Source organism: Streptomyces sp. NBC_00335, assembly GCF_036127095.1.
Classification (GTDB): Bacteria; Actinomycetota; Actinomycetes; order Streptomycetales; family Streptomycetaceae; genus Streptomyces.
In genome coordinates, this window is sequence record NZ_CP108006.1 from 3,348,807 (window position 1) to 3,372,512 (window position 23,706).

At 70.9% G+C, this 23,706-nt stretch carries 21 protein-coding genes; 12 read left to right on the plus strand and 9 right to left on the minus strand.

Going from position 1 to position 23,706, the window contains the following annotated elements; translation table 11 throughout:
- Positions 1-192 precede the first annotated feature (192 nt).
- From OHA37_RS14740 to OHA37_RS14755, 4 genes are all read left to right on the plus strand, one after another.
- The gene (locus OHA37_RS14740) at positions 193-1,422 is read left to right on the plus strand and encodes a nucleotide sugar dehydrogenase (protein ID WP_266905375.1); all 1,230 of its coding nucleotides are present in this window, start codon (positions 193-195) and stop codon (positions 1,420-1,422) included.
- 138 nt (positions 1,423-1,560) lie between these two features.
- On the plus strand, positions 1,561-2,094 hold the full coding sequence (locus tag OHA37_RS14745) for a hypothetical protein (RefSeq protein ID WP_266905377.1): 534 nt from the start codon (positions 1,561-1,563) through the stop codon (positions 2,092-2,094).
- Between the two features lie 244 nt (positions 2,095-2,338).
- Complete coding sequence (locus tag OHA37_RS14750; protein ID WP_266905379.1) at positions 2,339-3,304, plus strand: hypothetical protein; 966 nt, start codon at positions 2,339-2,341, stop codon at positions 3,302-3,304.
- 8 nt (positions 3,305-3,312) lie between these two features.
- The gene (locus OHA37_RS14755; protein ID WP_266905381.1) at positions 3,313-4,989 is read left to right on the plus strand and encodes a M16 family metallopeptidase; all 1,677 of its coding nucleotides are present in this window, start codon (positions 3,313-3,315) and stop codon (positions 4,987-4,989) included.
- A gap of 87 nt (positions 4,990-5,076) precedes the next feature.
- Here OHA37_RS14755 and OHA37_RS14760 read toward each other — a convergent pair whose 3' ends face one another.
- From OHA37_RS14760 to OHA37_RS14775, 4 genes are all read right to left on the minus strand, one after another.
- Complete coding sequence (locus OHA37_RS14760) at positions 5,077-6,201, minus strand: GuaB3 family IMP dehydrogenase-related protein (RefSeq protein ID WP_266905383.1); 1,125 nt, start codon at positions 6,199-6,201, stop codon at positions 5,077-5,079.
- A 167-nt stretch (positions 6,202-6,368) separates the two neighbouring features.
- On the minus strand, positions 6,369-7,883 hold the full coding sequence (guaB, locus tag OHA37_RS14765; RefSeq protein ID WP_266905385.1) for an IMP dehydrogenase: 1,515 nt from the start codon (positions 7,881-7,883) through the stop codon (positions 6,369-6,371).
- 125 nt (positions 7,884-8,008) lie between these two features.
- A complete protein-coding gene (locus OHA37_RS14770) occupies positions 8,009-8,638 on the minus strand; it encodes a sigma-70 family RNA polymerase sigma factor (protein ID WP_266880655.1) in 630 nt (209 codons plus the stop codon).
- A 370-nt stretch (positions 8,639-9,008) separates the two neighbouring features.
- Positions 9,009-9,620: a response regulator transcription factor gene (locus OHA37_RS14775; protein WP_003948568.1), complete on the minus strand. Its 612-nt coding sequence runs from the start codon at positions 9,618-9,620 to the stop codon at positions 9,009-9,011.
- A 379-nt stretch (positions 9,621-9,999) separates the two neighbouring features.
- On the opposite strand from OHA37_RS14775, the gene OHA37_RS14780 reads away from it, so the two are divergent.
- Positions 10,000-10,335, plus strand: coding sequence for a WhiB family transcriptional regulator (locus OHA37_RS14780; protein WP_266905387.1), 336 nt, complete (start codon positions 10,000-10,002; stop codon positions 10,333-10,335).
- A gap of 274 nt (positions 10,336-10,609) precedes the next feature.
- On the opposite strand, the gene OHA37_RS14785 is transcribed toward OHA37_RS14780, so the two are convergent.
- On the minus strand, positions 10,610-11,509 hold the full coding sequence (locus OHA37_RS14785) for a LysR family transcriptional regulator (protein WP_266905389.1): 900 nt from the start codon (positions 11,507-11,509) through the stop codon (positions 10,610-10,612).
- Between the two features lie 79 nt (positions 11,510-11,588).
- Between OHA37_RS14785 and OHA37_RS14790 the strand changes: the two genes are divergently transcribed.
- The 3 genes from OHA37_RS14790 (at position 11,589) to OHA37_RS14800 (ending at position 13,838) form a co-directional block, all read left to right on the plus strand.
- Positions 11,589-12,266, plus strand: coding sequence for an MOSC domain-containing protein (locus OHA37_RS14790; RefSeq protein ID WP_266905391.1), 678 nt, complete (start codon positions 11,589-11,591; stop codon positions 12,264-12,266).
- Positions 12,267-12,275: 9 nt separating this feature from the next.
- On the plus strand, positions 12,276-13,049 hold the full coding sequence (locus OHA37_RS14795) for an SDR family NAD(P)-dependent oxidoreductase (protein WP_266905393.1): 774 nt from the start codon (positions 12,276-12,278) through the stop codon (positions 13,047-13,049).
- A gap of 90 nt (positions 13,050-13,139) precedes the next feature.
- Positions 13,140-13,838, plus strand: coding sequence for an ester cyclase (locus OHA37_RS14800; RefSeq protein ID WP_266905395.1), 699 nt, complete (start codon positions 13,140-13,142; stop codon positions 13,836-13,838).
- A gap of 92 nt (positions 13,839-13,930) precedes the next feature.
- On the opposite strand, the gene groL is transcribed toward OHA37_RS14800, so the two are convergent.
- Together groL and groES are read right to left on the minus strand one after the other, a co-directional pair.
- Positions 13,931-15,562, minus strand: coding sequence for a chaperonin GroEL (groL, locus tag OHA37_RS14805; RefSeq protein ID WP_266905397.1), 1,632 nt, complete (start codon positions 15,560-15,562; stop codon positions 13,931-13,933).
- Between the two features lie 136 nt (positions 15,563-15,698).
- Positions 15,699-16,007, minus strand: a complete 309-nt coding sequence (groES, locus tag OHA37_RS14810) for a co-chaperone GroES (RefSeq protein WP_008739621.1) — start codon at positions 16,005-16,007, stop codon at positions 15,699-15,701.
- Positions 16,008-16,895: 888 nt separating this feature from the next.
- Between groES and OHA37_RS14815 the strand changes: the two genes are divergently transcribed.
- From OHA37_RS14815 to OHA37_RS14830, 4 genes are all read left to right on the plus strand, one after another.
- Positions 16,896-17,585, plus strand: a complete 690-nt coding sequence (locus OHA37_RS14815; protein WP_266905399.1) for a response regulator transcription factor — start codon at positions 16,896-16,898, stop codon at positions 17,583-17,585.
- Complete coding sequence (locus OHA37_RS14820) at positions 17,578-18,978, plus strand: sensor histidine kinase (protein WP_266905401.1); 1,401 nt, start codon at positions 17,578-17,580, stop codon at positions 18,976-18,978. Before OHA37_RS14815 ends, OHA37_RS14820 begins: the two co-directional genes overlap by 8 nt.
- A gap of 153 nt (positions 18,979-19,131) precedes the next feature.
- The gene (locus OHA37_RS14825; RefSeq protein WP_266905403.1) at positions 19,132-20,361 is read left to right on the plus strand and encodes an LCP family protein; all 1,230 of its coding nucleotides are present in this window, start codon (positions 19,132-19,134) and stop codon (positions 20,359-20,361) included.
- On the plus strand, positions 20,349-21,764 hold the full coding sequence (locus OHA37_RS14830; protein WP_266905405.1) for an FtsW/RodA/SpoVE family cell cycle protein: 1,416 nt from the start codon (positions 20,349-20,351) through the stop codon (positions 21,762-21,764). The genes OHA37_RS14825 and OHA37_RS14830 overlap by 13 nt, the downstream gene beginning before the upstream one ends.
- Positions 21,765-21,774: 10 nt before the next feature.
- Here OHA37_RS14830 and OHA37_RS14835 read toward each other — a convergent pair whose 3' ends face one another.
- Both OHA37_RS14835 and OHA37_RS14840 read right to left on the minus strand, forming a co-directional pair.
- On the minus strand, positions 21,775-22,659 hold the full coding sequence (locus tag OHA37_RS14835; RefSeq protein WP_266905407.1) for a polysaccharide deacetylase family protein: 885 nt from the start codon (positions 22,657-22,659) through the stop codon (positions 21,775-21,777).
- Positions 22,656-23,621, minus strand: coding sequence for a polysaccharide deacetylase family protein (locus tag OHA37_RS14840; protein ID WP_443046166.1), 966 nt, complete (start codon positions 23,619-23,621; stop codon positions 22,656-22,658). Before OHA37_RS14840 ends, OHA37_RS14835 begins: the two co-directional genes overlap by 4 nt.
- Positions 23,622-23,706 lie beyond the last annotated feature (85 nt).

The window sequence follows — 23,706 nt, forward strand, 5'->3', positions numbered from 1 at the left end:
TTTCATGATTCTGACCGGCCCCATCCACATCAGCCACCGCCTGTGGATAACACGGAGGCGACCAAGACCCCTGAATACGACATATCTGTCATATATACGCCTAGTCTGACATTGCGCCAGCTTTCGTCCTCCACAGGAGTTGCGCGCTCCGCCCCCTCATGCATGTCAGGGAAGGGAAGGGACGGCACCCCCATGCCCGCAGATCTCGCCGTCATCGGACTCGGCCATCTCGGCCTCCCGCTCGCCCAGGCAGCCGTGGCCGCCGGGATCGAGACGGTCGGCTACGACAGCGGTCCGGCGACGGACTCCACCCTCACCGCCGCCGAGATCCGCCGCATGTCGGCGGCCGGCTTCCGGGTCACCACCAACCCCGCCGAACTGGGCCGGGTCCGCACGGCCGTCATCTGCGCCCCCACCCAGCTCGGCGCCGACCGCGCACTCGACCTGTCCGCGGTCGGCGAGGCGGGCCGCACGCTCGCCGCCCGGCTGCGCCCGCACACCACCGTCATCCTCGAATCGGCCGCCCACCCGGGCGTCACCGAGGATTACCTGCGCCCGATCCTCGAATCGGGCTCCCGCCTGCGCGCCGGCCGGGACTTCCACCTGGCCTACTCCCCCAGCCGCCTCGACCCCGGCAACCGCACGCACGGCATCTCCAACACCCCCAAGGTCATCGGCGGCCTCACCCCCGCCTGCACCGAGTCCGCGCACGCCTTCTACGCCCGCCTCACCGACAAGGTGGTCCGCGCCCGCGGCCTGCGCGAGGCCGAAACGGTCCAGCTCCTCGAAACGAACTACCGGCACGTCAACATCGCCCTCATGAACGAGATGGCCGTGCTCTGCCACGACCTGGGCGTGGACCTGTGGGACGTCATCCGCTGCGCCGAGACCAAGCCGTACGGGTTCCAGGCCTTCCGCCCCGGCCCCGGAGTCGGCGGCCACGGAGTCCCCCTCGACCCCAACTACCTCCCCCACACCACCCGCACCCCGGGCCACCCGTTGCGCATGGTCGGTCTGGCGCAGGAGATCAACGACCGGATGCCGCAGTACGTCATCCAGCGCAGCGCCACCCTGCTCAACGAGCACGGCAAGTCCGCGCGCGGCGCCCGCGTCCTCCTCCTGGGCGTCACCTACAAGCCGGACCTCGCCGACCAGGAGGGCTCCCCGGCCCGCGAGATCGCCAGCCGCCTCCTCGACCTCGGTGCGCTGATCAGCTACCACGACCCCTACATCGCCGGATGGCGCGTCAGGGACCAGCCCGTCCCCCGCGCCGAATCGCTGTACGAGGCCGCCGCCAACGCCGATCTGACGATCCTGCTCCAGCACCACCGCACCTACGACCTGCAAGGCCTCGCGGTGAAGGCCCAGTTGCTCCTGGACACCCGCGGCGCCAGCCCGGCGGGCGCCGCGCACCGCCTCTAGGGCCGCGCACCGCCCGCCCGAAACCCCTCCACGGATGTCGCAGGCTGCTGCTAGCCTGCGGCGACTTATCTCGCGCATACACCCCCCACGTCAGCCGTGCGGGCCCCGTGTGCCCAAATCCCTGGGGGGGATTTCTCCATGAGCCAGCAGTTCCCGTCGCCCACACCCGACTCCACGCCCGCCCCCGCGGGCCCGTCCGGAGCCGACTTCCTGAGCCCGGCCCCGGGCCCGTCCGGAGCGGACTTCCTCGCCCCGGCCCCGGTCCGCCCCAACAACCTGGCCCTCGGCATCGTCGCCGCGCTCGTCGCCACTCTGGCCGCCGCCGCGGCGTACGGCGGCATCATGAACGCCATCGAGCGCGAGATCGGCTACGCCGCGGTCGGCGTCGGCGCCCTCATCGGCTTCGCAGCGGGCAAGCTCGGCGGTCGCAACCCGGCCCTCCCGGTCATCGCCGCCGTCCTCTCGGCCGCCTCGGTCTTCCTCGGCCAGCTGTTCTACGACGCCCTCTACCTGAGCGGAGCCACCGGCGCCGGCGTCGGCGACGTGCTGAGCACGCTGGGCGTATCCGGCCTGGTCGACATCTGGAAGGAAAATGACGCCATCATGAGCTCCCTCTTCCTGGCCCTCGGCGCCTTCGCCGGCTTCAGCACCGCCAAGAAGATCGGCGCCTGAGGCAGGCAGCCCCTCAGTTCCGGAGCGCCCGGCGGGCACCTGCCCGCCGGGCGCTCCGGCCTGCCGCCGAACGGCAAGACCGGGGAACCGGAACCAGCTCCCGAGCACACCACATTTCGTCGGAGCAATTCAGGCCACTTCCCCCTGAATGCGCTCTGACCAGGCACAACACGATCCGATACCGCATCAATCGACAGCCCGAATTCCCTGTTGCAACGATGCGAAACGATCATATGATCCGCCCGTGTCTGCCATCTCCGTGCCGCCCGACCGGCCGCTCCTCGACCCCGTCCTCGCCATCCCGGCCCTCGCGCCGCTGCGCGCGGCCACGCTGGCCGGGGACTGGGACTCCCTGACCGCCGCCTTCGCCGCCGTCCGCGACGAGGACGACCGCACCCTGGCCTCCCGGGTCGTCGCCGAGACCCCCGGGAGCGAGGAGTTCCTGCGGCTCACCGCCGAGCGGCTGCCGCGCGACCCGCTGGCCGCGACCCTGTACGCCGACCGGCTGCTGACCATGGGATGGCAGATCCGTACGGGCGAGTTCGCGGCGTTCGTGACCGGCAGCCGCCTCCAGGAGTTCCGGGCCCACCTGCGGCAAGCGGAGGCCGTGCTCATCAGCGTCTGCGCCGAGCACCCCGAGTACGCCCTCGCCTGGTACCTCCGGGTGAACACCGCGCGCGGACTCCAGCTCGGCCCGAGCGAGGTCCGCCGCCGCTACGACCGGCTCGTCGAGCACCACCCCCACCACTTCGCCGGACAGCAGCAACTGCTCCAGCAGCTGTGCCCCAAGTGGGGCGGCAGCTGGGAGGAGGCCGAGGAGTTCGCCGGCGCCTGCGCCGAGAAGGCCCGGCCCGGTTCCCCCGCGGCCACCCTCCTCGCGATCGTCCAGCTGGAGCACTGGCTGCACCTGATCCACACGGAACACGACGACGCCGAGGAGTACGTCGAGGACCCCGCCCGGCACGCCCAGCTCACCCGCGCGGCGGCCGCCTCCGTGCTGCACCCGGACTTCGACTCCGAGCGCCACCACGCCGTCACCGCCCACGGCGTCTTCGCCGCCCTGCACAGCCTGGCGGGCCGCTGGAACGAGGCCGCCCCGCACTTCCGGGCCCTCGGCAACCGGCTGAGCGGCTTCCCGTGGGAGTACCTCGACAGCGACCCCGTCGCCGAGTTCGAACGGCACCGCAAGCTCGCCCTGGCGATGGGCTGAGGAGCGACATGATCACCCACACCTCCGTGGACGGCGTCCCCACGCTCCTCGCCCACCGCCCCGGCCCGGTCACCGCGGGCCTGTTCTTCCGCGTCGGCCGCGCCGACGAGACCCTCGCCACCAGCGGCATCACCCACCTCGTCGAGCACCTCGCCCTGTACCGCCACGGTCTGAGCGATCTGCACTACAACGGCGCCACCGCCGCCGCCTACACCCACTTCCACGTCACCGGCACCCCGGCGGACGTGGTCGAGTACCTGACCGGCGTCTGCACCGCGCTGGGCGACCTCCCCATGGACCGGCTGAGCACCGAGAAGGAGATCCTGCGCACCGAGGCCGTCGGCCACGGCCGCGGAGCGGGCCACCACTCGGCCATCTGGCGCTACGGCGCACAGTCGTACGGGCTGACGAGCTACCCGGAGGCCGGTCTGACCGGCCTGACCGAGGAGGACGTGCGCGGCTGGGCCGGGGAATGGTTCACCCGCGAGAACGCCGTCCTGTGGATCACCAGCGACACCGTCCCCGAAGGCCTGACCCTCGACCTCCCCGCGGGCACCCGCCGCCCGGCTCCCGCCGCCACCTCGGCGCTGCCGCGGACACCCGCGTACTTCCCCGGGGAGGACGGCACGGTCGTCCTGAGCGCCGTCGTACCGCGCTCCACCGAGGCCTCGCTCTTCGCCGACGTCCTGGGCAAGGAGCTCTTCCGCGCCCTGCGCCAGAAGGGCGGCTACTCCTACACGGCGGCCGCCGACTACACCCTGCGCGACGGGTCCTGCGCGACGCTGACGGCCTTCGCCGACTCCCTGCCGCAGAAGCAGGACGCGGTGGTCGGCGGTCTCGTCGACGTCTTCGCGGCCCTGCGGGCCGGCCGGATCGCACAGAGCGACCTGGACGCCGTACGGGCCACCCGGCTCGCCCGGTTCGACGTACCGCACACGGATGCGGCGCTGCTGCCCGCGGCCGCCCTGGACCTCCTCATGGGCCGCTCCGCCCCCACGGAGAAGGAACTGCGGGCCGAGATCGAGGCGGTGACCACCGAGGACCTGCGCCGCATCGCCGAGGAGGTGTGGGCGGGCGCCCTGATGCAGGCGCCCGGCAGGGACGTGGAGTGGGCGGGCCTCACCTGCGCGCCGCAGGACTCCGACGACCTCGTCGAGGGCCGCCGGTTCACGATGTACGGCGAGGAGCTCGTTTCCCTGATCGTGGCCGAGGAGGGCATCAGCCTGGTCTCCACGGACAGCCGGATCACGGTCCGCTACGAGGACTGCGCCCTGATGCGGATCTACCCGGACGGCGGGCGCAGCCTCGTCGGGACCGACGGCTTCACCCTCGCCGTCGAACCCACCCTGTTCAAGATCACCGAGGCGGATCTGGCCCCGCTGGACACCGGGGTCCCCGCGGCGGTCGTGGTGCGCATGCCGGCTCGCGACCCCGGGCAGATCCCGCGGACCGACCAGCGGGTCCAGCTCTCCTCGCTGGCCCCGCACATCGGCATCTGGGTGATGCTCTCCCTGCTGACCACCCTGCTGACGCTCGGCGCCCTCCAGGGGGAGCTCCAGTCCCACGGCCCCGACGGGGCCGACTGGACGCTCGTCGGCTGCTTCGGCGCGATCGCGGCCCTGTGCGGGATCCCGACGGTCCGCACCCTGCTCAACATGCGCGCCTTCAAACGCCAGGAGGGCTGACCCCCGGCCGGCACCGGACCGGACATGCCGGAGGGCCGGCGCCCCGCAAAGGGGCGCCGGCCCTCCGGCATGCGTGGGGAAGAGCCGTCAGCGGCTGTGCTGCGAGTCCGCGATGGTGACCTCGACCCGCTGGAACTCCTTGAGCTCGCTGTAGCCGGTGGTGGCCATCGAGCGGCGCAGCGCGCCGAAGATGTTCATCGAACCGTCCGGGGAGTGCGACGGGCCGGTGAGGATCTCCTCGGTGGTGCCCACCGTGCCGAGGTCGACCTTCTTGCCGCGCGGCACGTCCTCGTGGACGGCCTCCATGCCCCAGTGGTTGCCCTTGCCGGGCGCGTCCGTGGCACGGGCCAGCGGGGAGCCCATCATCACGGCGTCGGCGCCGCAGGCGACGGCCTTGGGGATGTCGCCGGACCAGCCCACGCCGCCGTCGGCGATGACGTGCACGTAGCGGCCGCCGGACTCGTCCATGTAGTCGCGGCGGGCCGCGGCCACGTCGGCGACGGCGGTGGCCATCGGGACCTGGATGCCCAGGACGTTGCGCGTGGTGTGCGCGGCGCCGCCGCCGAAGCCGACCAGGACACCGGCAGCGCCGGTGCGCATCAGGTGCAGGGCCGCGGTGTAGGTGGCGCAGCCGCCCACGATGACCGGGACGTCGAGCTCGTAGATGAACTGCTTGAGGTTCAGCGGCTCGGCGGCGCCGGAGACGTGCTCCGCCGACACGGTGGTGCCGCGGATCACGAAGATGTCCACGCCCGCGTCGACGACGGCCTTGGAGAACTCGGCCGTGCGCTGCGGGGAGAGCGCGGCGGCGGTGACGACGCCCGAGTCGCGCACCTCCTTGATCCGCTGACGGATCAGGTCCGCCTGGATCGGAGCGGAGTAGATCTCCTGGAGACGGCGGGTCGCGGTCGCCTCGTCCAGCTCCGCGATCTCGTCGAGCAGCGGCTGCGGGTCCTCGTACCGGGTCCACAGGCCTTCGAGGTTCAGCACGCCGAGGCCGCCGAGCTCGCCGATGCGGATGGCGGTCTGCGGGGAGACGACCGAGTCCATGGGAGCGGCCAGGAACGGGAGCTCGAAGCGGTAGGCGTCGATCTGCCAGGCGATCGAGACCTCCTTCGGGTCCCGGGTACGGCGGCTGGGGACGATGGCGATGTCATCGAACGCGTACGCCCGGCGGCCGCGCTTGCCGCGCCCGATCTCGATCTCAGTCACGTGTGGTGGCCTTTCCTGTGGGTCTGCCCGTCCAGTATCCCCGAACCCCGGCGCGCCGCGTTCCGGTGACCGCTGTACGGACGCACGCACCGGGCACGCCGGAGGGGCGGACCCGTGCGGGCCCGCCCCTCCGGTGCTGCTCAGGTGCTGCTCGAGCGCTGCTGCGATCAGCCCTTGCGGCTGTAGTTCGGAGCCTCGACGGTCATCTGGATGTCGTGCGGGTGGCTCTCCTTGAGCCCCGCCGAGGTGATCCGGACGAAGCGGCCCCGGTCCTGGAGCTCCGGCACCGTGCGGCCGCCGACGTAGAACATCGACTGGCGCAGACCGCCGACGAGCTGGTGCACCACCGCGGAGAGCGGGCCGCGGTACGGGACCTGACCCTCGATGCCCTCGGGGATGAGCTTGTCGTCGCCGCCCACGCCCTCCTGGAAGTAGCGGTCCTTGGAGAAGGACTTGCGGTCGCCGCGGGACTGCATCGCGCCGAGCGAGCCCATGCCGCGGTACGACTTGAACTGCTTGCCGTTGATGAAGAGCAGCTCGCCCGGGGACTCCTCGCAGCCCGCGAGCAGCGAGCCGAGCATCACGGTGTCGGCGCCGGCGACGAGCGCCTTCGCGATGTCGCCGGAGTACTGCAGGCCGCCGTCGCCGATGACCGGCACGCCGGCCGCCTTGGCGGCGAGCGCGGCCTCGTAGATCGCGGTGACCTGCGGAACGCCGATGCCGGCGACGACGCGGGTCGTGCAGATGGAGCCGGGGCCGACGCCGACCTTGATGCCGTCGCAGCCGGCGTCGATGAGGGCCTGGGCGCCGTCGCGGGTGGCGATGTTGCCGCCGATCACGTCGACCGTGGAGTTCGACTTGATCTTGGAGACCATGTCGCCGACGAGGCGGGAGTGGCCGTGGGCGGTGTCGACGACGATGAAGTCGGCGCCCGCCTCGATCAGGGCCTGGGCCCGCTCGTACGCGTCGCCCGCGACACCGACGGCCGCGCCGACGAGGAGCCGGCCGTCCTTGTCCTTGGCGGCGTTCGGGTACTTCTCGGCCTTGACGAAGTCCTTGACCGTGATGAGGCCCTTGAGGAGACCGGCCTCGTCGACGAGCGGCAGCTTCTCGATCTTGTGGCGTCGCAGCAGCTCCATGGCGTCCACGCCGGAGATGCCCACCTTGCCCGTGACCAGCGGCATCGGGGTCATGACCTCGCGCACCTGGCGGCTGCGGTCCGACTCGAAGGCCATGTCGCGGTTGGTGACGATGCCGAGCAGCTTGCCCGCCGGGTCGGTGACCGGGACGCCGGAGATGCGGAACTTCGCGCAGAGCTCGTCGGCCTCGCGCAGGGTCGCGTCGGGGTGCACCGTGATCGGGTCGGTGACCATGCCGGACTCGGAGCGCTTGACCAGGTCGACCTGGTTGGCCTGGTCGACGATGGAGAGGTTGCGGTGCAGCACGCCGACGCCGCCCTGGCGGGCCATCGCGATGGCCATCCGGGCCTCGGTGACCTTGTCCATGGCGGCGGAGAGCAGCGGGACGTTCACACGGACGTTGCGGGAGATGAGCGAGGAGGTGTCGATGGCGTCCGGGGACATGTCCGAGGACCCCGGAAGCAGCAGCACATCGTCATAGGTGAGGCCGAGCGTGGCGAATTTGTCGGGCATCCCAGTCGAGTCGCTGCCGTTCACAGTCATGACACCTTCCAAGATGGTCTTGCTCAGCGCGGATGTCCATGCTAACGGGATCCCGACGCCTCTCATTCCACGACGAAGATCGATGCCAAGGTTCGTATCTTCCTACGGGAAAAAACCCGTACGGCCTACTGCTCGGCGAGCGCACGGAGCCGGCTCAGCGCCCGGTGCTGGGCGACGCGCACCGCCCCGGGGGACATTCCGAGCATCTGCCCGGTCTCTTCGGCGGTCAGTCCGACGGCCACGCGCAGGACGAGGAGCTCGCGCTGGTTCTCCGGCAGGTTGGCGAGCAGCTTCTTGGCCCAGGCGGCGTCACTGCTCAGCAGGGCGCGCTCTTCGGGGCCGAGGGAGTCGTCGGGCCGTTCCGGCATCTCGTCGGAGGGCACGGCCGTACTGCCCGGATGGCGCATGGCGGCCCGCTGGAGATCGGCGACCTTGTGCGCGGCGATGGCGAAGACGAAGGCCTCGAAGGGGCGCCCGGTGTCGCGGTAGCGCGGCAGTGCCATCAGGACGGCGACGCAGACCTCCTGCGCCAGGTCCTCCACGAAGTGACGAGCGTCACCCGGAAGGCGGGACAGGCGGGAGCGGCAGTAGCGGATGGCGAGGGGGTGCACGAAGGCGAGCAGATCGTGCGTGGCCTGCTCGTCGCCTTCCACCGCACGGCGTACGAGCGCGCTGACGGTACCGTCGCCGCTGTTGCGGGAGGCGCCGCCGCCGCCTGTGGTCGCGGGTGACCCCGGGGCCTCGTCGTCGCGCATCAATCCATGGTGCCTTGGTGCCGGGGTATTCGCGGCACCGCGGCCCGTGTTGTACGTCGAAGCGTTATGCGTCGACGGGTTGTGCGGGGTGGGTGCACCGGAACTCATGCTCTGGCCCCTCCCCTCCCGCTCGGCCGAATCGTCCCCGCGGCGACATCTCCAGGATGCGCCACACCCTCAAGCATGCGGCATCGCGCCCGAAGCGACACGTCCCCCGGATTGTGCACCGTCAATCCCCGGTGCGCACCCGGGTGCGGCGGATCGGACGGCGGGAGATTCCGGAGGGCGGTCGGGACCGCGGGATCCGGGGAGCCGGGCGGGCCGACCCGCCCGAAGCACCGCCGGCCGGTGAGGGCCGGCGGCCCTGCGGTCAGCGGACCAGGCCCCAGCGGAACCCGAGCGCCACGGCGTGCGCACGGTCGGACGCGCCCAGCTTCTTGAACAGCCGGCGGGCGTGCGTCTTGACCGTGTCCTCGGAGAGGAAGAGCTCGCGCCCGATCTCCGCGTTGGACCGGCCGTGGCTCATGCCCTCCAGCACCTGGATCTCGCGCGCGGTGAGCGTGGGCGCGGCGCCCATCTCGGCCGAGCGGAGCCGGCGCGGGGCCAGCCTCCAGGTCGGGTCGGCGAGGGCCTGGGTGACCGTGGCCCGCAGTTCGGCGCGCGAGGCGTCCTTGTGCAGATAGCCCCGGGCGCCGGCGGCGACCGCGAGGGCCACGCCGTCCAGGTCCTCGGCGACCGTCAGCATGATGATGCGGGCGCCGGGATCGGCCGAGAGCAGCCGGCGAACCGTCTCCACACCGCCGAGCCCGGGCATCCGTACATCCATCAGAATCAGGTCGGAACGGTCGGCACCCCAGCGGCGGAGGACTTCCTCGCCGTTGGCAGCCGTCGTCACACGCTCGACGCCGGGCACGGTGGCAACCGCGCGACGGAGCGCCTCTCGGGCAAGCGGGGAGTCGTCGCAGACGAGGACGGATGTCATGACCGCCCTCCGCAGCTGCTGATGCGCGTCACCTTGAGCCTCCAGGCTGGTACGTATCGTCACCTGTGCGGTCGATGCCCCCGGACACCTGTCCGAGAACTTCTTGGTTCAACCGCCTTCGCACTCTCAACGATGGTCACTCGAAAGAGTTACGGGTCGGACGGACACCTTCGGCACTCTACGTGAGGAAGCGAACACAAGGCAGGTGCCACTCGCCGCGTGTCCTCCAGATGACGGTATGCCCTATTTGGCGGCTTTCCTTCCGTTTGGCGCATGTCTGAGGCTAGATTCCCAATGAGTCATATTTACATCTACTACGACAGTAGGTGTGGAGACATGGACCGTATCCGCCTCAGTACCGGCACCAAGAGGACTACCAATGGCAGATTTCTCCCGCCTCCCCGGACCGAACGCCGACCTCTGGGACTGGCAGCTGCTGGCTGCCTGCCGCGGGGTCGACAGCTCCCTCTTCTTCCACCCGGAAGGCGAGCGGGGCGCGGCCAGGAGCGCGCGCGAGACCTCGGCTAAAGAGGTCTGCATGCGATGCCCGGTGCGTTCTGAATGCGCCGCGCACGCACTCGCCGTCCGTGAGCCCTACGGGGTGTGGGGTGGCCTCACCGAGGATGAACGCGAAGAACTGATGGGCCGCGCACGCCATCGCCTGATCCCGGCGACGAGCGCGATCGGACCGAGCACGCCGATCGCTCCGCACTGAGCGGGCTTCACACGAAACGACCGAAGGAACGTTTCTTCGAATCATCGGAAGACGCAGCACCGGAAGACGCGGCACCGGCACGCACGGGCGCGTCCCGTACCGGACCGGGCTGCCACCCGACCGGCCGTACCGCCGTACGGTCCTTCGCGTGGCGGCCTCCGTCCGGCGCGGGTGGTCCGGGGCCGACGGTCCGCCGCTGACGGTCGGCCGCCGCCGACTGTCCGGCCATCCGGCCCATCGGCGGACGGTCGGCGCCGGCCCGGGCGCCGGGCCCTCAGCGCCGGGCGGCCCGCTCCAGCTGGTCCAGGGTCGCGGCCACCGCCGGGACCCTGGCCAGGTCGGGCAGGGTCAGCGCGACGACCTCCCGCTCGACGGCCGGTTCCACGACGAGCGTGCTCACGCCCTTGGCCCGTACGGACTCCACCGCGAGCTCCGGCAGCACCGCGACCCCGAGCCCGGCCCCGACCAGGCCGACCACGGCCGGGTAGTCGTCGGTGGCGAAGTCGATGCGCGGGGTGAAGCCGACGGCCTCGCACACCTCCACCAGATGGCGGCGGCAGCGCGGGCAGCCCGCGATCCAGGGCTCGTCGGCCAGCTCCGCCATGCCCACCCGCTCCGCACCCGCGAGCCGGTGCCCCTCGGGCACCAGTCCGACGAGCCGGTCGGTCAGCAGCGGCCGGACCACGAGGTCCTCCCACTCGGACGCCGATCCGGAGGCCCCGCCGTAGCGGAAGGCCAGCGCGAGGTCGCAGTCGCCCTCGCGCAGCATCTCCACCGAGCGCGGCGGTTCCGCCTCGACCAGCGAGATCCGGGTCCCCGGATGCTCGGCGCGCATCGCCGCGAGCGCGGTCGGCACCAGCGTGGAGCTTCCGCTGGGGAAGGAGACCAGCCGGACCCGGCCGGCGCGCAGCCCGGCGATGGCCGCGACCTCCTCCTCGGCGGCGGTCAGCCCGGCGAGGATCCCGGCGGCATGCCGGACCAGCGCCTCACCGGCCTGGGTGAGCCGCATTTCGCGCCCGGTGCGGATCAGCAGCGGGGTGCCGGCGGACTGCTCCAGCGCCTTCATCTGCTGGGAGACGGCCGGCTGGGTGCAGCCGAGCTCGCGGGCGGCGGCGGAGAAGGACCCGGTTCCGGCGACAGCGCGCAGAACTCGGAGATGGCGTGCCTCGATCACCCTCCGAGCATAAGGGGTGCTTTGATCTCGGTGCGAATAATGCCCGGCTGCTTTGGGGCGGTTCGGCTAGCGTGGCTCCATGCATCTGATCTCCGTGAACCTCGGCCGCGCGACGGCCGTCGACCACACCGACGCCCCGGACGGGCTCACCGGTCACGGCAAGGTTCCGGCGCCGGGCCCCGTACGCGTCTTCGCGCCCGGCCCCAAGGGTGTCGGCGCGAGCGGGGTGGAGGGGGACGACGTCTGCCATCTGCGCCATCACGGCGGCGACCACCAGGCCGTGTACGCGTACGCCCGCGAGGACCTGGAGTGGTGGGAGGCCGAGCTCGGCCGTGAACTGCCCGGCGGGATCTTCGGCGAGAACTTCACCACCTCCGGCCTCGACGTGAACGGCGCGCTGCTCGGCGAGCGCTGGCGGGTCGGCCCCGACCTGCTCCTGGAAGTGGCCTCGGCCCGCATCCCGTGCCGGACCTTCCAGGGGATGCTCGGCGAGAAGGCCTGGGTCAAGCGGTTCACGCAGGAGGCCCGGCCGGGCGCCTACCTGCGGGTCCTGCGGGAGGGCTCGGTCTCCCCCGGCGACACCATCGAGGTCGTGCACCGCCCTGACCACGAGGTGACGGTGGAGTTCTGGTTCCGCGCCTTCACCACCGAGCGGGAGCTGCTGCCGCGCACGCTGGCGGCGGGTGACGCGCTGGAGCCGGAGGCCCGGGACAAGGCGCTGGCCCACGTGGAGAAGTACGGGAAGCCGGGCGACTAGGTTGCGCCTATGACGACTGCGTTGATTACGGGATCCACGGCGGGCATCGGCGCCGCCTTCGCCCGGCGGCTCGCCGCCCAGGGGCACAACCTCGTCCTGGTGGCCCGGGACACGAAGCGGCTCGGCGAGCAGGCCACCGAGCTGCACGACCGGCACGGGATCGAAGCGGAGGTGCTGGCCGCCGACCTCTCCACCGAGGAGGGCATCGCGGCGGTCGAGGAGCGCCTCGCCGACCCCAAGCACCCGGTCGACCTGCTGGTGAACAACGCGGGCTTCGGCAACAAGGGCCGCTACCTGGAAGTCTCCATGGCCGACGAGCTGACCATGCTGAAGGTCCACATCGAGGCCGTGCTGCGGCTGACCTCGGCGGCCGTGGAGCCGATGCGCTCGCGCGGGCGCGGCGGCGTGATCAACGTGGCCTCGGTGGCCGCCTTCCTGCCGCGCGGCACCTACGGGGCGAGCAAGGCCTGGGTCGTGCAGTTCACCCAGGGCGCGGCCAAGGACCTGACCGGCTCGGGCGTACGGCTGATGGCGCTGTGCCCGGGCTTCGTACGGACCGAGTTCCACGAGCGGGCCGGCATGGGCACGGACAACATCCCGGGCTGGATGTGGCTCGACGCCGACAAGCTGGTGGCGGCGGCGCTGGCCGATCTGGCCCGGGGCAAGACGGTGTCGATCCCGGACCCGCGGTACAAGGCGCTGATGGGCGTGGTGAAGCTGACCCCTCGCGGGCTGCTGGGCGGGATGTCCTCGCGCACCGGGCGCAAGTACGGGCCGCAGTAGCCCCGCCCGTGGTGACCTGTGAGTAAACGCGGCATATGGGTGAAATCTCCCTAGACTGGATGTGTCCCATCCAGCGCGGGAGGCGACGCGATGACATTCGTACAAGTGATCGACTACGAGACCAAGCGCTTCGACGAGATGAACAGTCTCATCGACCGCTATGCCGAGCAGACCGCCGGCAAGCGCACGGTCACCCACACCCTCATCGGCAAGGACCGCGACTCCAAGACCCACTACGTGGACCTCGTCGAATTCCCCTCGTACGAAGAGGCCATGAGGAACTCTCAACTCCCGGAAACCGACCGGATGTTCCAGGAGATGGTGGCGCTCTGCGACGGAATGCCGAAGTTCATGAACCTCGACGTGGTCCGCGACGAGTACCTCAACAAGCTCGTCGTGAACCGCTTCCTCGAAGAGGTCGTGGGCAAGGGCAACTTCGACGCCATCGAAGAATGCATCGCGGCCGACTACGTCACTCACGACATCATGGAGAGCGCCGGAGAGGGCAACGGGCGCGAGGGCATCCGCAAGACCGTCGGCATGTGGCGGGGCGCCTTCGACATGACCTTCGACATGACGCGCCAGATCGCCGAAGGCGACTGCGTCACCACCCTGTGGGACTGGAAGGGCACCCACAAGGGCGAGTTCATGGGGGTCGCGCCGACGGGCAAGGAATTCACCATGTCGGGTTGTACGACCTGCCGGATCGAGAACGGCCAGATCGCCGAGGACTGGTGGTACTACGACGCACCGGGGCTGATGCGCCAGATGGGCATGATGCCCGGATAGCAGACGGAGAAGCAGACGGGAAAGCCCCGGTCACCACCGCTTGGCAGCGGTGACCGGGGCTTTGCCGTGTTTACCCGTGCTTACTGACGAGGTCAGTGGCTGTGGCCGTGGCCACCGTGGCCGTGACCGGCGTCGCCCTCGTCCTCGGCCGGCTTCTCGACGACCAGGGTCTCGGTCGTGAGCAGCAGCGACGCGATGGAAGCGGCGTTCTCCAGCGCGGAGCGGGTGACCTTGACCGGGTCGATGACGCCGGCCTTGACCAGGTCGCCGTACTCGCCGGTGGCGGCGTTGAAGCCCTGGCCCTTTTCGAGCTCGGCGACCTTCGCGGTGATGACGTAGCCCTCGAGGCCGGCGTTCTCCGCGATCCAGCGCAGCGGCTCGACGGCGGCGCGGCGCACGACCGCGACACCGGTGGCCTCGTCGCCCGACAGGCCGAGGTTGCCTTCCAGCACCTTCACGGCGTGGACGAGAGCGGAGCCACCGCCGGAGACGATGCCCTCCTCGACCGCGGCGCGGGTCGCCGAGATGGCGTCCTCGAGACGGTGCTTCTTCTCCTTGAGCTCCACCTCGGTGGCGGCGCCGACCTTGATGACGCAGACGCCGCCGGCGAGCTTCGCCAGGCGCTCCTGCAGCTTCTCGCGGTCCCAGTCCGAGTCGGTCGACTCGATCTCGGCCTTGATCTGGTTGACGCGGCCGAGGACCTCGTCGGAGGAGCCGCCACCGTCGACGATGGTGGTGTTGTCCTTGGAGATCGTGACGCGGCGGGCGGAGCCCAGTACGTCCAGACCGGCCTGGTCGAGCTTGAGGCCGACCTCCTCGGCGATGACGGTGGCACCGGTGAGGGTGGCCATGTCCTGCAGCATCGCCTTGCGGCGGTCACCGAAGCCGGGCGCCTTGACGGCGACGGCGTTGAAGGTGCCACGGATCTTGTTGACGACGAGGGTGGAGAGCGCCTCGCCCTCGACGTCCTCGGCGATGATCAGGAGCGGCTTGGAGGCGCCGGCCTGGATGACCTTCTCCAGCAGCGGCAGGAGGTCCTGGATCGAGGAGATCTTGCCCTGGTTGATCAGGATGTACGGGTCATCGAGGATGGCCTCCATACGCTCCTGGTCGGAGACCATGTACGGGGACAGGTAGCCCTTGTCGAAGGCCATGCCCTCGGTGAACTCCAGCTCCAGGCCGAAGGCGTTGGACTCCTCGACGGTGATGACACCGTCCTTGCCGACCTTGTCCATCGCCTCGGCGATGAGGTCACCGACCTGCTGGTCCTGCGCGGAGAGCGCGGCCACGGCAGCGATGTCGGACTTGTCCTCGATCGGACGGGCGGTCGCCAGGAGCTCGTCGGAGACGGCCTTGACCGCGGCGTCGATGCCCTTCTTCAGGGCGGCCGGGGAAGCACCCGCGGCGACGTTGCGCAGACCCTCGCGGACCAGCGCCTGCGCCAGGACGGTGGCGGTGGTGGTGCCGTCACCCGCGACGTCGTTGGTCTTGGTCGCGACCTCCTTGACGAGCTGCGCGCCAAGGTTCTCGTACGGGTCGTCGAGCTCGACCTCACGGGCGATGGTGACGCCGTCGTTCGTGATGGTCGGAGCGCCGAACTTCTTGTCGATGACGACGTTGCGGCCCTTGGGACCGATCGTCACCTTCACGGTGTCGGCAAGCTTGTTGACGCCACGCTCAAGGGCGCGACGGGCGTCCTCGTCAAACTTGAGAATCTTCGGCATGGGAGCGGTTCAGCCCTCTCGTTGCTATCCCCGGCCGCTCACCGCGACCGCCTGTCAGACACGAACTACGCCCCTCGCCGCCCGGCATCAGCAGGGGTGACCAGGGGCGTAGCTCAAAGCAAAACTGCAGAAGTGATTACTTCTCGACGATCGCGAGCACGTCGCGGGCCGAGAGGACGAGGTACTCCTCGCCGTTGTACTTCACTTCGGTGCCGCCGTACTTGGAGTACAGGACGACGTCGCCGACGGTGACGTCCAGCGGGAGACGCTGGCCGTCCTCGAAGCGACCCGGACCCACGGCGAGGACGACGCCCTCCTGGGGCTTCTCCTTCGCGGTGTCCGGGATGACCAGGCCAGAGGCCGTGGTCTGCTCGGCGTCGAGCGGCTGGACCACAATGCGGTCCTCGAGCGGCTTGATGGCAACCTTGGAGCTGGTGGTCGTCACGATCTGACCTTCCGCTTCGGAGATCCGGGGTTAATTGTCTGAGGTGGCGACCAGGTCGATCCGTCGTCGCGGGTGCCGGATCTGCCTGTCGCTGTGTTGGCACTCGCCAGGGGTGAGTGCCAGACGCGAGACTATTCCGGGGATTAGCACTCGGTCAAGCGGAGTGCCAATACGCGCCGCTGGTTTCGCAGCCGGGGCCGCCTGGATCCGCCCCTCGTGCGGCGCCGTTCCCGGGGACCAGTCCCCGGGCCCCTGCGCCTCAAACGCCGGCGGGGCTGGGGTGTGGTCGGCGTCTGCCTGGCTGCGCGGGGTGGGTCGGTGCCGGGGTCGGGGTGGGGTGTCGGCCTGGACTGCATGATTTAGGCGCCCCCTCCTCAACTCCGACAGGGCGCGACATGCACCAGCGCCACAAATCACGCTCTACGTCCAGGCCGACACCCCACCCCGCCCCCGTCCCCGACCCGGGCCGCCGAATTCAGCCTCGCCGGCGTTTGAGGCGCGGGGTCTGGGGCGGAGCCCCAGGGGGCTGGGCGCAGCTTGGGGACTCCTTCCGGACCGGGCTGCGCCAATTCAGCCGTCCGGCGTTTGAGGACCGGGGTCTGGGGCGGAGCCCCAGGGGTCCGGGCGCAGCCCGGGGCCCCGCTTGTAGCCCGTCCGGCGTTTGAGGACCGGGGCAGGGCCGGCCCTGGGAACGGTGGAAGGGCGGGTCGGGGACTTCGCCCCGCAGGGCCGACCCAGCCGCACCCGCCCACCGGGCCCCACGCCGGGCGGCGGCCAACACCGACGGGCCGCCTCCGGACGGAGGCGCGAAGCCGGTGAGGCCCGCCAGGAGCGCACCGCGCGAGCGGCGCGTCAAGGGAGGAAAGCCCGGTATGTGAGGCTTGGGGCATGCGGATCCTGGTCGTCGAAGACGAAGTCAGCCTCGCCGATTCACTGCGGCGCGGCCTCTCCGCCGACGGCCACTGGGTCGATCTGGCCCACGACGGCCACCACGGCCTGGACCTGGCCCTCACCGGAGGCCCGTACGACGTGGTCCTCCTCGACCTGATGCTCCCCGGCCTCTCGGGCTACGAGATCTGCACCCGGATGCGGTCCCACGGCGTCGCCACCCCGGTGCTGATGCTGACCGCCAAGGACGGCGAGTACGACGAGGCCGAGGGCCTGGACTCGGGTGCGGACGACTATCTGACGAAGCCGTTCTCCTTCGTCGTCCTCGCCGCCAGGCTCCGCGCCCTCACCCGCCGCGCCACCGCCGGCGACACCGCCCGGACCGGCGTCCTGCAGGCCGGCGACCTGGTCCTGGATCCCCGCGGCCGCCGCTGCCGCCGCGGCACGCACGAGATCGAGCTGACCGCCCGCGAGCTCGGCGTCCTGGGCTGCCTGATGGAGCAGCCCGGCCTGGCCGTCGCCAAGCAGGACATCCTCGACGAGGTCTGGGACACCCCGCACGGCATCGACCCGAACATCGTCGAGGTCTACGTCTCCTCGCTCCGCCGGAAGATCGACGCCCCCTTCGGCCGCCGCTCGATCCTCACCGTGCACGGCACCGGCTACCGGATGGCCCCGGACGGTGGCTGAGCCGCGGTCGAAGCCCCGGCCCCGCCGCCTCGGCAGCCTCCGCTCCCGCGCCGCCGCGGCCGCCGCCCTCGCGATGGCCGCCGTCCTGGCCGCCGGCGGGCTGTGGCTCTACGCCCTGCTGCGCGCCAACCTCATCGAGAACACCACCGGCCGCACCGAGCTCGCCGCCCGCAAGGTCGCCGCCCAGTACGACACCGGGAGCCTGCCGCCCGGGGGCCGGCTGCCCGCGCCCGAGGGCGGGGTCGACCTGGTCCTCGTGCGGAACGGGGCCGGCGCGGTCGTGGCCACCAGCGGGGACCTGAAGGACACCCCGGAGGTCACGGAGCTGAGCCCCGCCCCCGGCCAGGACGTGCGGTCGGCCGTCCTGCCGCCCGCGCGCCCCGGCGCACAGCGGCGCGTGGTGGTCGCCGTGAACGCACCCGGCCCGCCGGGGGCACACGACCCGCACACCGTCTACGCCGCGACCGTGCTCGGAGACGTGGACGACGCCAACCGGGCCGTCGCGCTCGGCCTGCTGGCCGGCGCGCCCCCGCTGATCGTCTTCGCGGCGGCCCTGGCCTGGTGGGTGACGGGCCACGCGCTGCGCCCGGTCACCGCGATCCGCACCGGGCTGGCGGCGGTCACCGGGAGCGAGCTGGACCGGCGGGTCCCCGACCCGGGCGGCGCCGACGAGATCGCGCAGCTGGCCCGGACGGTCAACGACACGCTCGACCGGCTGGAGCGCGGCGACGCCCGGCAGCGGCAGTTCACCGCCGACGCCTCGCACGAGCTGCGCAACCCCCTCGCGGCCGTCCGGTCCCGGCTGGAGGTGGCGTTGCGGGACCCCGACCGGGAGTCGGTGGCGGCCGCGCTGGCCGATACCGAGCGGCTGCAGGCGATCGCGGCCGATCTGCTCCTGCTGGCCCGCCTCGACGGCGGGCCCGCGCCGCGCACCGAGCCGGTGGACCTCGCGCTGCTGGCCGCCGAGGACGCGGCGCGGCGCCCCGGGACCCGGGTTCCGCTACGGCTGGACGCGCGGGCTCCCGTACCGACCGCCGGGGATCCGGCGCGGCTGGAGCGGGCGCTGGCCAACCTGGTGGACAACGCCCTGCGGTACGCCCGTACCGGGGTCGTGGTCCGGGCCTCGGCCGAGGACGGCTGGGCGCTGCTGGAGGTCACGGACGACGGACCGGGCATCCCGGAGGCCGACCGGGACCGGGTCTTCGAGCGGTTCGTACGGCTGGACGCGGACCGGGGCCGCGCCGGTGGCGGCACCGGCCTGGGGCTGGCCATCGCCCGGGAGATCGCGCGGGCGCACGGCGGTGAGGTCCGTGCGCTCCCGGCGCCCGCCGGAGGCGCCCGGCTGGTGCTGCGCGTGCCCGCCCCGGCCGAATTCGGCCCCGCCGGCGCTTGAGGCCCGGGGTCCCGGGTCCGGGGTCCGGGGGCAGCGGCGGCGGCCCGGCCCTGAAGGCATCCTCAGAACCCTCAGGTTTCCTTCAGCACCGCTCCCCCAGCATCGGGATGCATGAGCGCCCACCGCAGGAAGACCCGGGAACACAAGCCACCGATGCCCGCGTCCCGCCGCCGCAGGCTCACGCGCGCGCTGCTGGCGTCCGGCTGCGCCCTGGTGGTGCTCGCGGGGGCGACCGCCTGGTACCTGTACGACGACCTCGCCTCCAGCATCGCCAGCTCCAAGGCCCTGGAGGGCGCCGAGAAGTCGAAGTACGGCGATGTGAACATCCTGCTGATGGGCCTGGACAGCCGCCGGGACCAGAACGGCGAGGACCTTCCCCCGGCGGTCCTCGACAAGCTGCACGCGGGCGCGAGCTCCGACGTCGGCGGCTACAACACCAACACCCTGATCCTGTTGCACGTCCCCGGCGACGGGGGCCGGGCGAAGGCCTTCTCGGTGCCGCGCGACGACTTCGTCGAGCTGCACGGCGTGCCGGGCTTCACCGGCAAGGCCAAGATCAAGGAGGCCTACGGGCGGGCGAAGGCCAAGGTGGAGGAGCAGCTCGCGGCCAAGGGGGTCAAGGACCCTCGGCAGCTGGAGCGCGAGGGGCGCGAGGCGGGCCGCAAGGCGGAGCTGGAGACGGTGCGCACTTTCCTGGGCGTGCCGATCGACCACTTCGCCGAGCTGAACCTGGCCGGCTTCTATCACCTCGCGGACGCGCTGGACGGCGTACCGGTGTGCCTGAAGAAGCCGGTGAAGGACAGGTACTCGGGGGCCGACTTCCCGGCGGGACGCCAGACGCTCGACGGGCAGCAGTCGCTGGCCTTCGTACGGCAGCGGCACGGCCTGACCATGGGCGACCTGGACCGGACGAAGCGGCAGCAGGCGTTCCTGGCGGGGGCCACGTACAAGCTGAACCAGGCCGGGACCTTCACCGATCCGCTGAAGCTGATGAAGCTGATCGACTCGGCGAAGCAGGACGTCGTCACCGACGAGGGGTGGGACCTGCTGTCGTTCGTGAAGCAGGCGAAGAACCTGTCCGGGGGCAACGTGGAGTTTGTGACCCTTCCCATCGAGGACTTCGGCAGGAACCACGGCGCCGAGATAAACGTCGTAGATGATATGAAGATAAAGCGGTTCATAGCCGAGCGGATCGGGCCCGGGGCCACTGCGAGCCCGAGCGCGCCTGGCGCCGCTCCCTCCTCACCGGGCACACCGCCCGCCCCGCAGGGCTCCGCCCCGGGCTCCCCCCGCAGTTCCGCGCCGGCCCCCGCGCCCGCACCGTCCCGGAGCGGCAGCGAAACCTCCGCCATCGACGGCGGCGGCGTCCCGTGCGTGGACTGAAACCCCTGACCACAGCGGGCGCGCGCCGCCGCACGGAAGCACTGCTGCTCGTCCTCGTCCTCGCCGTGACCATTTCCGGCCACATCAGCGCGGGCCTCGCGATGAACGACGAGCTGCCGCCCGGTCTCACCGGCTTCGTGGTCAGCATGACGCTGCTCGCGCTGGTGGGTCACCTGGCCGTGCGCCGGTTCGCGGCGTACGCGGATCCGCTGATCTTCCCGCTGGCCCTGCTGCTGACCGGGCTGGGGCTGGTGCTGCTGCACCGCCTCGACCAGGGCTACCTCGACCGGTACAACTCTCCGGCGAACGCTCCGGGCCAGTTGATGTGGACGGTGGTCGGCGTCGCGGCCTGCATCGCGGTGCTGGCGCTCCTGCGCGACCACCGGCTGCTGCAGCGGTTCATCTACATCACGATGGTCGCGGCACTGGTGGCGCTGATCGCGCCGGCGTTCTTCGGCGCGGACAAGTACGGGGCGAAGCGCTGGATCTTCATCGGCGGGCTCTCGCTCCAGCCCGGCGAGTTCGTGAAGATCATGATCGCGGTCTTCTTCGCGGGCTACCTGGTGATCCACCGCGATGCGCTCGCCCTGTCGGGCCGCAAGTTCCTGGGCATGCGGCTGCCGCCGATGCGCCAGCTCGGCCCCCTCATCACGGTGTGGATCGTCTCGCTGCTCGTGCTGGTCTTCGAGCGCGACCTCGGCACCTCGCTGCTCTTCTTCGGCGTTTTCGTGGTCATGCTCTACGTGGCCACGGAGCGCACGAGCTGGATCGTCGTTGGCCTGGTGCTCGCCTCGGCGGGCGCCTTCGTGGTGGGCACGACGGAACCGCACGTCAAGGCCCGTGTGGCCGCCTGGCTGAACCCGCTGTCGTACTACTGGAAGGACCGGCCGCCGGGCGTCATCTCGGACCAGTCGGCGCAGGCCCTGTTCAGCTTCGGCACGGGCGGCGTCTCCGGCACGGGCCTCGGCATGGGCCATCCCGAACTGATCGGGTTCGCCGGCCGCAGCGACTTCATCCTGACGACGGTGGGCGAGGAGCTCGGCCTGGCCGGGATCATGGCCGTCCTGATCCTGTACGCGCTCCTCGTGCAGCGCGGGCTGCGGATGGCGCTGGGCGCGCGCGACCCGTTCGGCAAGCTGCTGGCGGTGGGCCTCTCGTCGGCCCTCGCGCTCCAGGTCTTCATCGTGGCGGGCGGGGTCACGGGGCTGATCCCGCTGACGGGCAAGGCCCTGCCCTTCCTTGCCGCGGGCGGCTCGTCCCTCCTGGCCAACTGGATCATGATCGCCCTGTTGCTGCGCATCTCCGACAGCACGGAAAGACAGCGCGAGGCGGACGCCCGGGGCCCGGCGGAAACGACGATCACCCCGCAGGTCGAGCCCGCAACCCAGCCCGCCCCGTCTTAGGGCACACGCCCTAGAGGTAGTCCTCCAGCCGGCCGATCCGGTAGCCCTGCTCCTGTATCCGCCGGAGCATCCGGGTCGTCATCTCGGTCTCCGTCGTGCCCTTCAGCTCGGAGGGGCCGCGGAAGTGGGCCAGGATGATGTCACCCGGTTTGAGGGCGGAGCCCTCGGCGTACTGGAAATTGTTGATCTGCATCGACACGCGCCACAGCAGAAGCTGGGATATCCCGCACTCGTGCGCGGCCCTGAGGGTGTCGTCGTTGTGGTTGCCGTACGGCGGGCGGAAGAGCGTCGGCCGCTTGCCGAAGCGCGTCTCCAGGCGGTCCTGCTGCCCGCATATCTCCCTCTTCTGCGCCTCGAAGGACAGGGTCCGCAGATTCGGGTGCGTCAGGGTGTGGTTGTTTATCGTGCTGTCGGAGCCGTTGTCGCGGAGCTTTTCGAAGTGGCCGTAGTCCGACGAGGCGATGTTGTCCGTCAGGAACATGCTGATCGGCAGTTTCAGATCCGCGGCCATCTTGAGGAACTCGGGGTTCTTCTCGGCGCCGTCGTCGAAGGTCAGGAAGACGACCTTGTCGTCCGCCGGGACGGGTATTCGGTCGACGACCTGGACCCGGCCCGCCTTGGCCGGCGCGATCCGGGGTTTGACGGCCGGCTTGGGCGCGTACTGGAGGGGGCCGCTGAGGCCCCACTTCTTGTACGCCTCGTCCGCCGCGGCCGCCGATCCCTTGGCCTGCGCGGAGGGGGAGGCCGCCCCCGAGGGCGACGGAGTCGCCCTGGCCTCCGTGGTCTTGCGCCCCAGTCTCTCGATGGGGTCCACGCTGTCCCCGCACCCCGTCAGGGACAGCGCGAGCGCGCCGGCCGTCAGCGTCCCGGCTACGAACCGGCGCGCGTGCTTCACAAGTAATCCTCCAGGCGAGCCACGGCGTACCCCTTGTCCGTGACGGTCTTCATGACGTGACGGATCATGTCAGTCATGCTTCCCTTCCAGTCTTCCTTGCCCCGGAAGTGCGTGAGGATGATGTCTCCGGGGTGCAGGTCCTTGTCCCACTCCCGCCAGTCCATCCGGTTGGGGAAGGCCTCCTCGTTCCACAGCGGAACGGCCTTGATCCCGCAGGACTTGGCCGCGCGCAGCGTGTCCTCGTTGTAGTTCCCGTACGGCGGCCGGAAGAGCGTCGGCCGCTTGCCGAACGTCTTCTCGATCGTGTCCTGCTGACCGCAGATCTCCTGGCGCTGCTTCTCGTACGAGAGCGCCGGCATGTAGCGGTGGTTGAGCGTGTGGTTGTTCAGCGAGACGCCCGCCGCCTGCATCTCCTTGAAGTACGGGTAGTTGTCCCGGACCAGGTAGTCGCTCAGGAAGGCGGTGTACGGGAGCTTCAGTTCCTGCATCATCTTCAGGAACTCGGGGTCCTTCTCGGCCCCGTCGTCGATCGTCAGGAAGACGACCTTCTCCTCCGTGGGGACGGTGGTGAAGACCGGGGGCAGCTCGTCCTGTCCCTCGACCTCGAAGCCGTCGCGGGTGCTGATCTCCGGCTTCTCCTTGGGCGCTTGCGGAGCGACGAGCGGCGGCTTGAGCAGCCCCCACTTCTTCGCGGCCACGATCCTCGCCTGTTGGAGGGCCTTCAGCTTCTCGGCGTAGGTGCCGAGCGCGCCGGCCGCTCCGGCCTGTTCGCCCGCGGCGCCCGCGGCGGCCTTCGCCTTGGCGGCCTTGTCCGGCGCCTCGGACCCGCCGGCTCCGCAACCCGTGCCGAGTGCGGCGAGGAGCAGTGCGGCCATCGCGGCCGCACCCAACCGGCCGCGCGCGACTGCCGCGACCCGGTGACCATGCTGCGTCTTATGTTCCGTTTGTCGGACTAGCTGCATAGTTGGGCATCTTTACACCAGCCATGCACGCACCCCGTCCGACACCGCGAGGAGAATCCGACCTTCCTCCGAGTGGCCCACCGTG

What these genes read in the sequence shown, in the direction of transcription:
- OHA37_RS14745 (WP_266905377.1), top strand. Translation starts at nt 1,561, where the DNA reads ATGAGCCAGCAGTTCCCGTCGCCCACACCCGACTCCACGCCCGCCCCC.
- OHA37_RS14815 (WP_266905399.1), top strand. Translation starts at nt 16,896, where the DNA reads ATGCGGATCCTGGTCGTCGAAGACGAAGTCAGCCTCGCCGATTCACTG.
- OHA37_RS14740 (WP_266905375.1), top strand. Translation starts at nt 193, where the DNA reads ATGCCCGCAGATCTCGCCGTCATCGGACTCGGCCATCTCGGCCTCCCG.
- guaB (WP_266905385.1), bottom strand. Translation starts at nt 7,883, where the DNA reads ATGACTGTGAACGGCAGCGACTCGACTGGGATGCCCGACAAATTCGCC.
- groL (WP_266905397.1), bottom strand. Translation starts at nt 15,562, where the DNA reads ATGCCGAAGATTCTCAAGTTTGACGAGGACGCCCGTCGCGCCCTTGAG.
- OHA37_RS14825 (WP_266905403.1), top strand. Translation starts at nt 19,132, where the DNA reads ATGCCCGCGTCCCGCCGCCGCAGGCTCACGCGCGCGCTGCTGGCGTCC.
- OHA37_RS14755 (WP_266905381.1), top strand. Translation starts at nt 3,313, where the DNA reads ATGATCACCCACACCTCCGTGGACGGCGTCCCCACGCTCCTCGCCCAC.
- OHA37_RS14770 (WP_266880655.1), bottom strand. Translation starts at nt 8,638, where the DNA reads ATGCGCGACGACGAGGCCCCGGGGTCACCCGCGACCACAGGCGGCGGC.
- OHA37_RS14780 (WP_266905387.1), top strand. Translation starts at nt 10,000, where the DNA reads ATGGCAGATTTCTCCCGCCTCCCCGGACCGAACGCCGACCTCTGGGAC.
- OHA37_RS14840 (WP_443046166.1), bottom strand. Translation starts at nt 23,621, where the DNA reads ATGCAGCTAGTCCGACAAACGGAACATAAGACGCAGCATGGTCACCGG.
- OHA37_RS14795 (WP_266905393.1), top strand. Translation starts at nt 12,276, where the DNA reads ATGACGACTGCGTTGATTACGGGATCCACGGCGGGCATCGGCGCCGCC.
- OHA37_RS14800 (WP_266905395.1), top strand. Translation starts at nt 13,140, where the DNA reads ATGACATTCGTACAAGTGATCGACTACGAGACCAAGCGCTTCGACGAG.
- OHA37_RS14790 (WP_266905391.1), top strand. Translation starts at nt 11,589, where the DNA reads ATGCATCTGATCTCCGTGAACCTCGGCCGCGCGACGGCCGTCGACCAC.
- OHA37_RS14775 (WP_003948568.1), bottom strand. Translation starts at nt 9,620, where the DNA reads ATGACATCCGTCCTCGTCTGCGACGACTCCCCGCTTGCCCGAGAGGCG.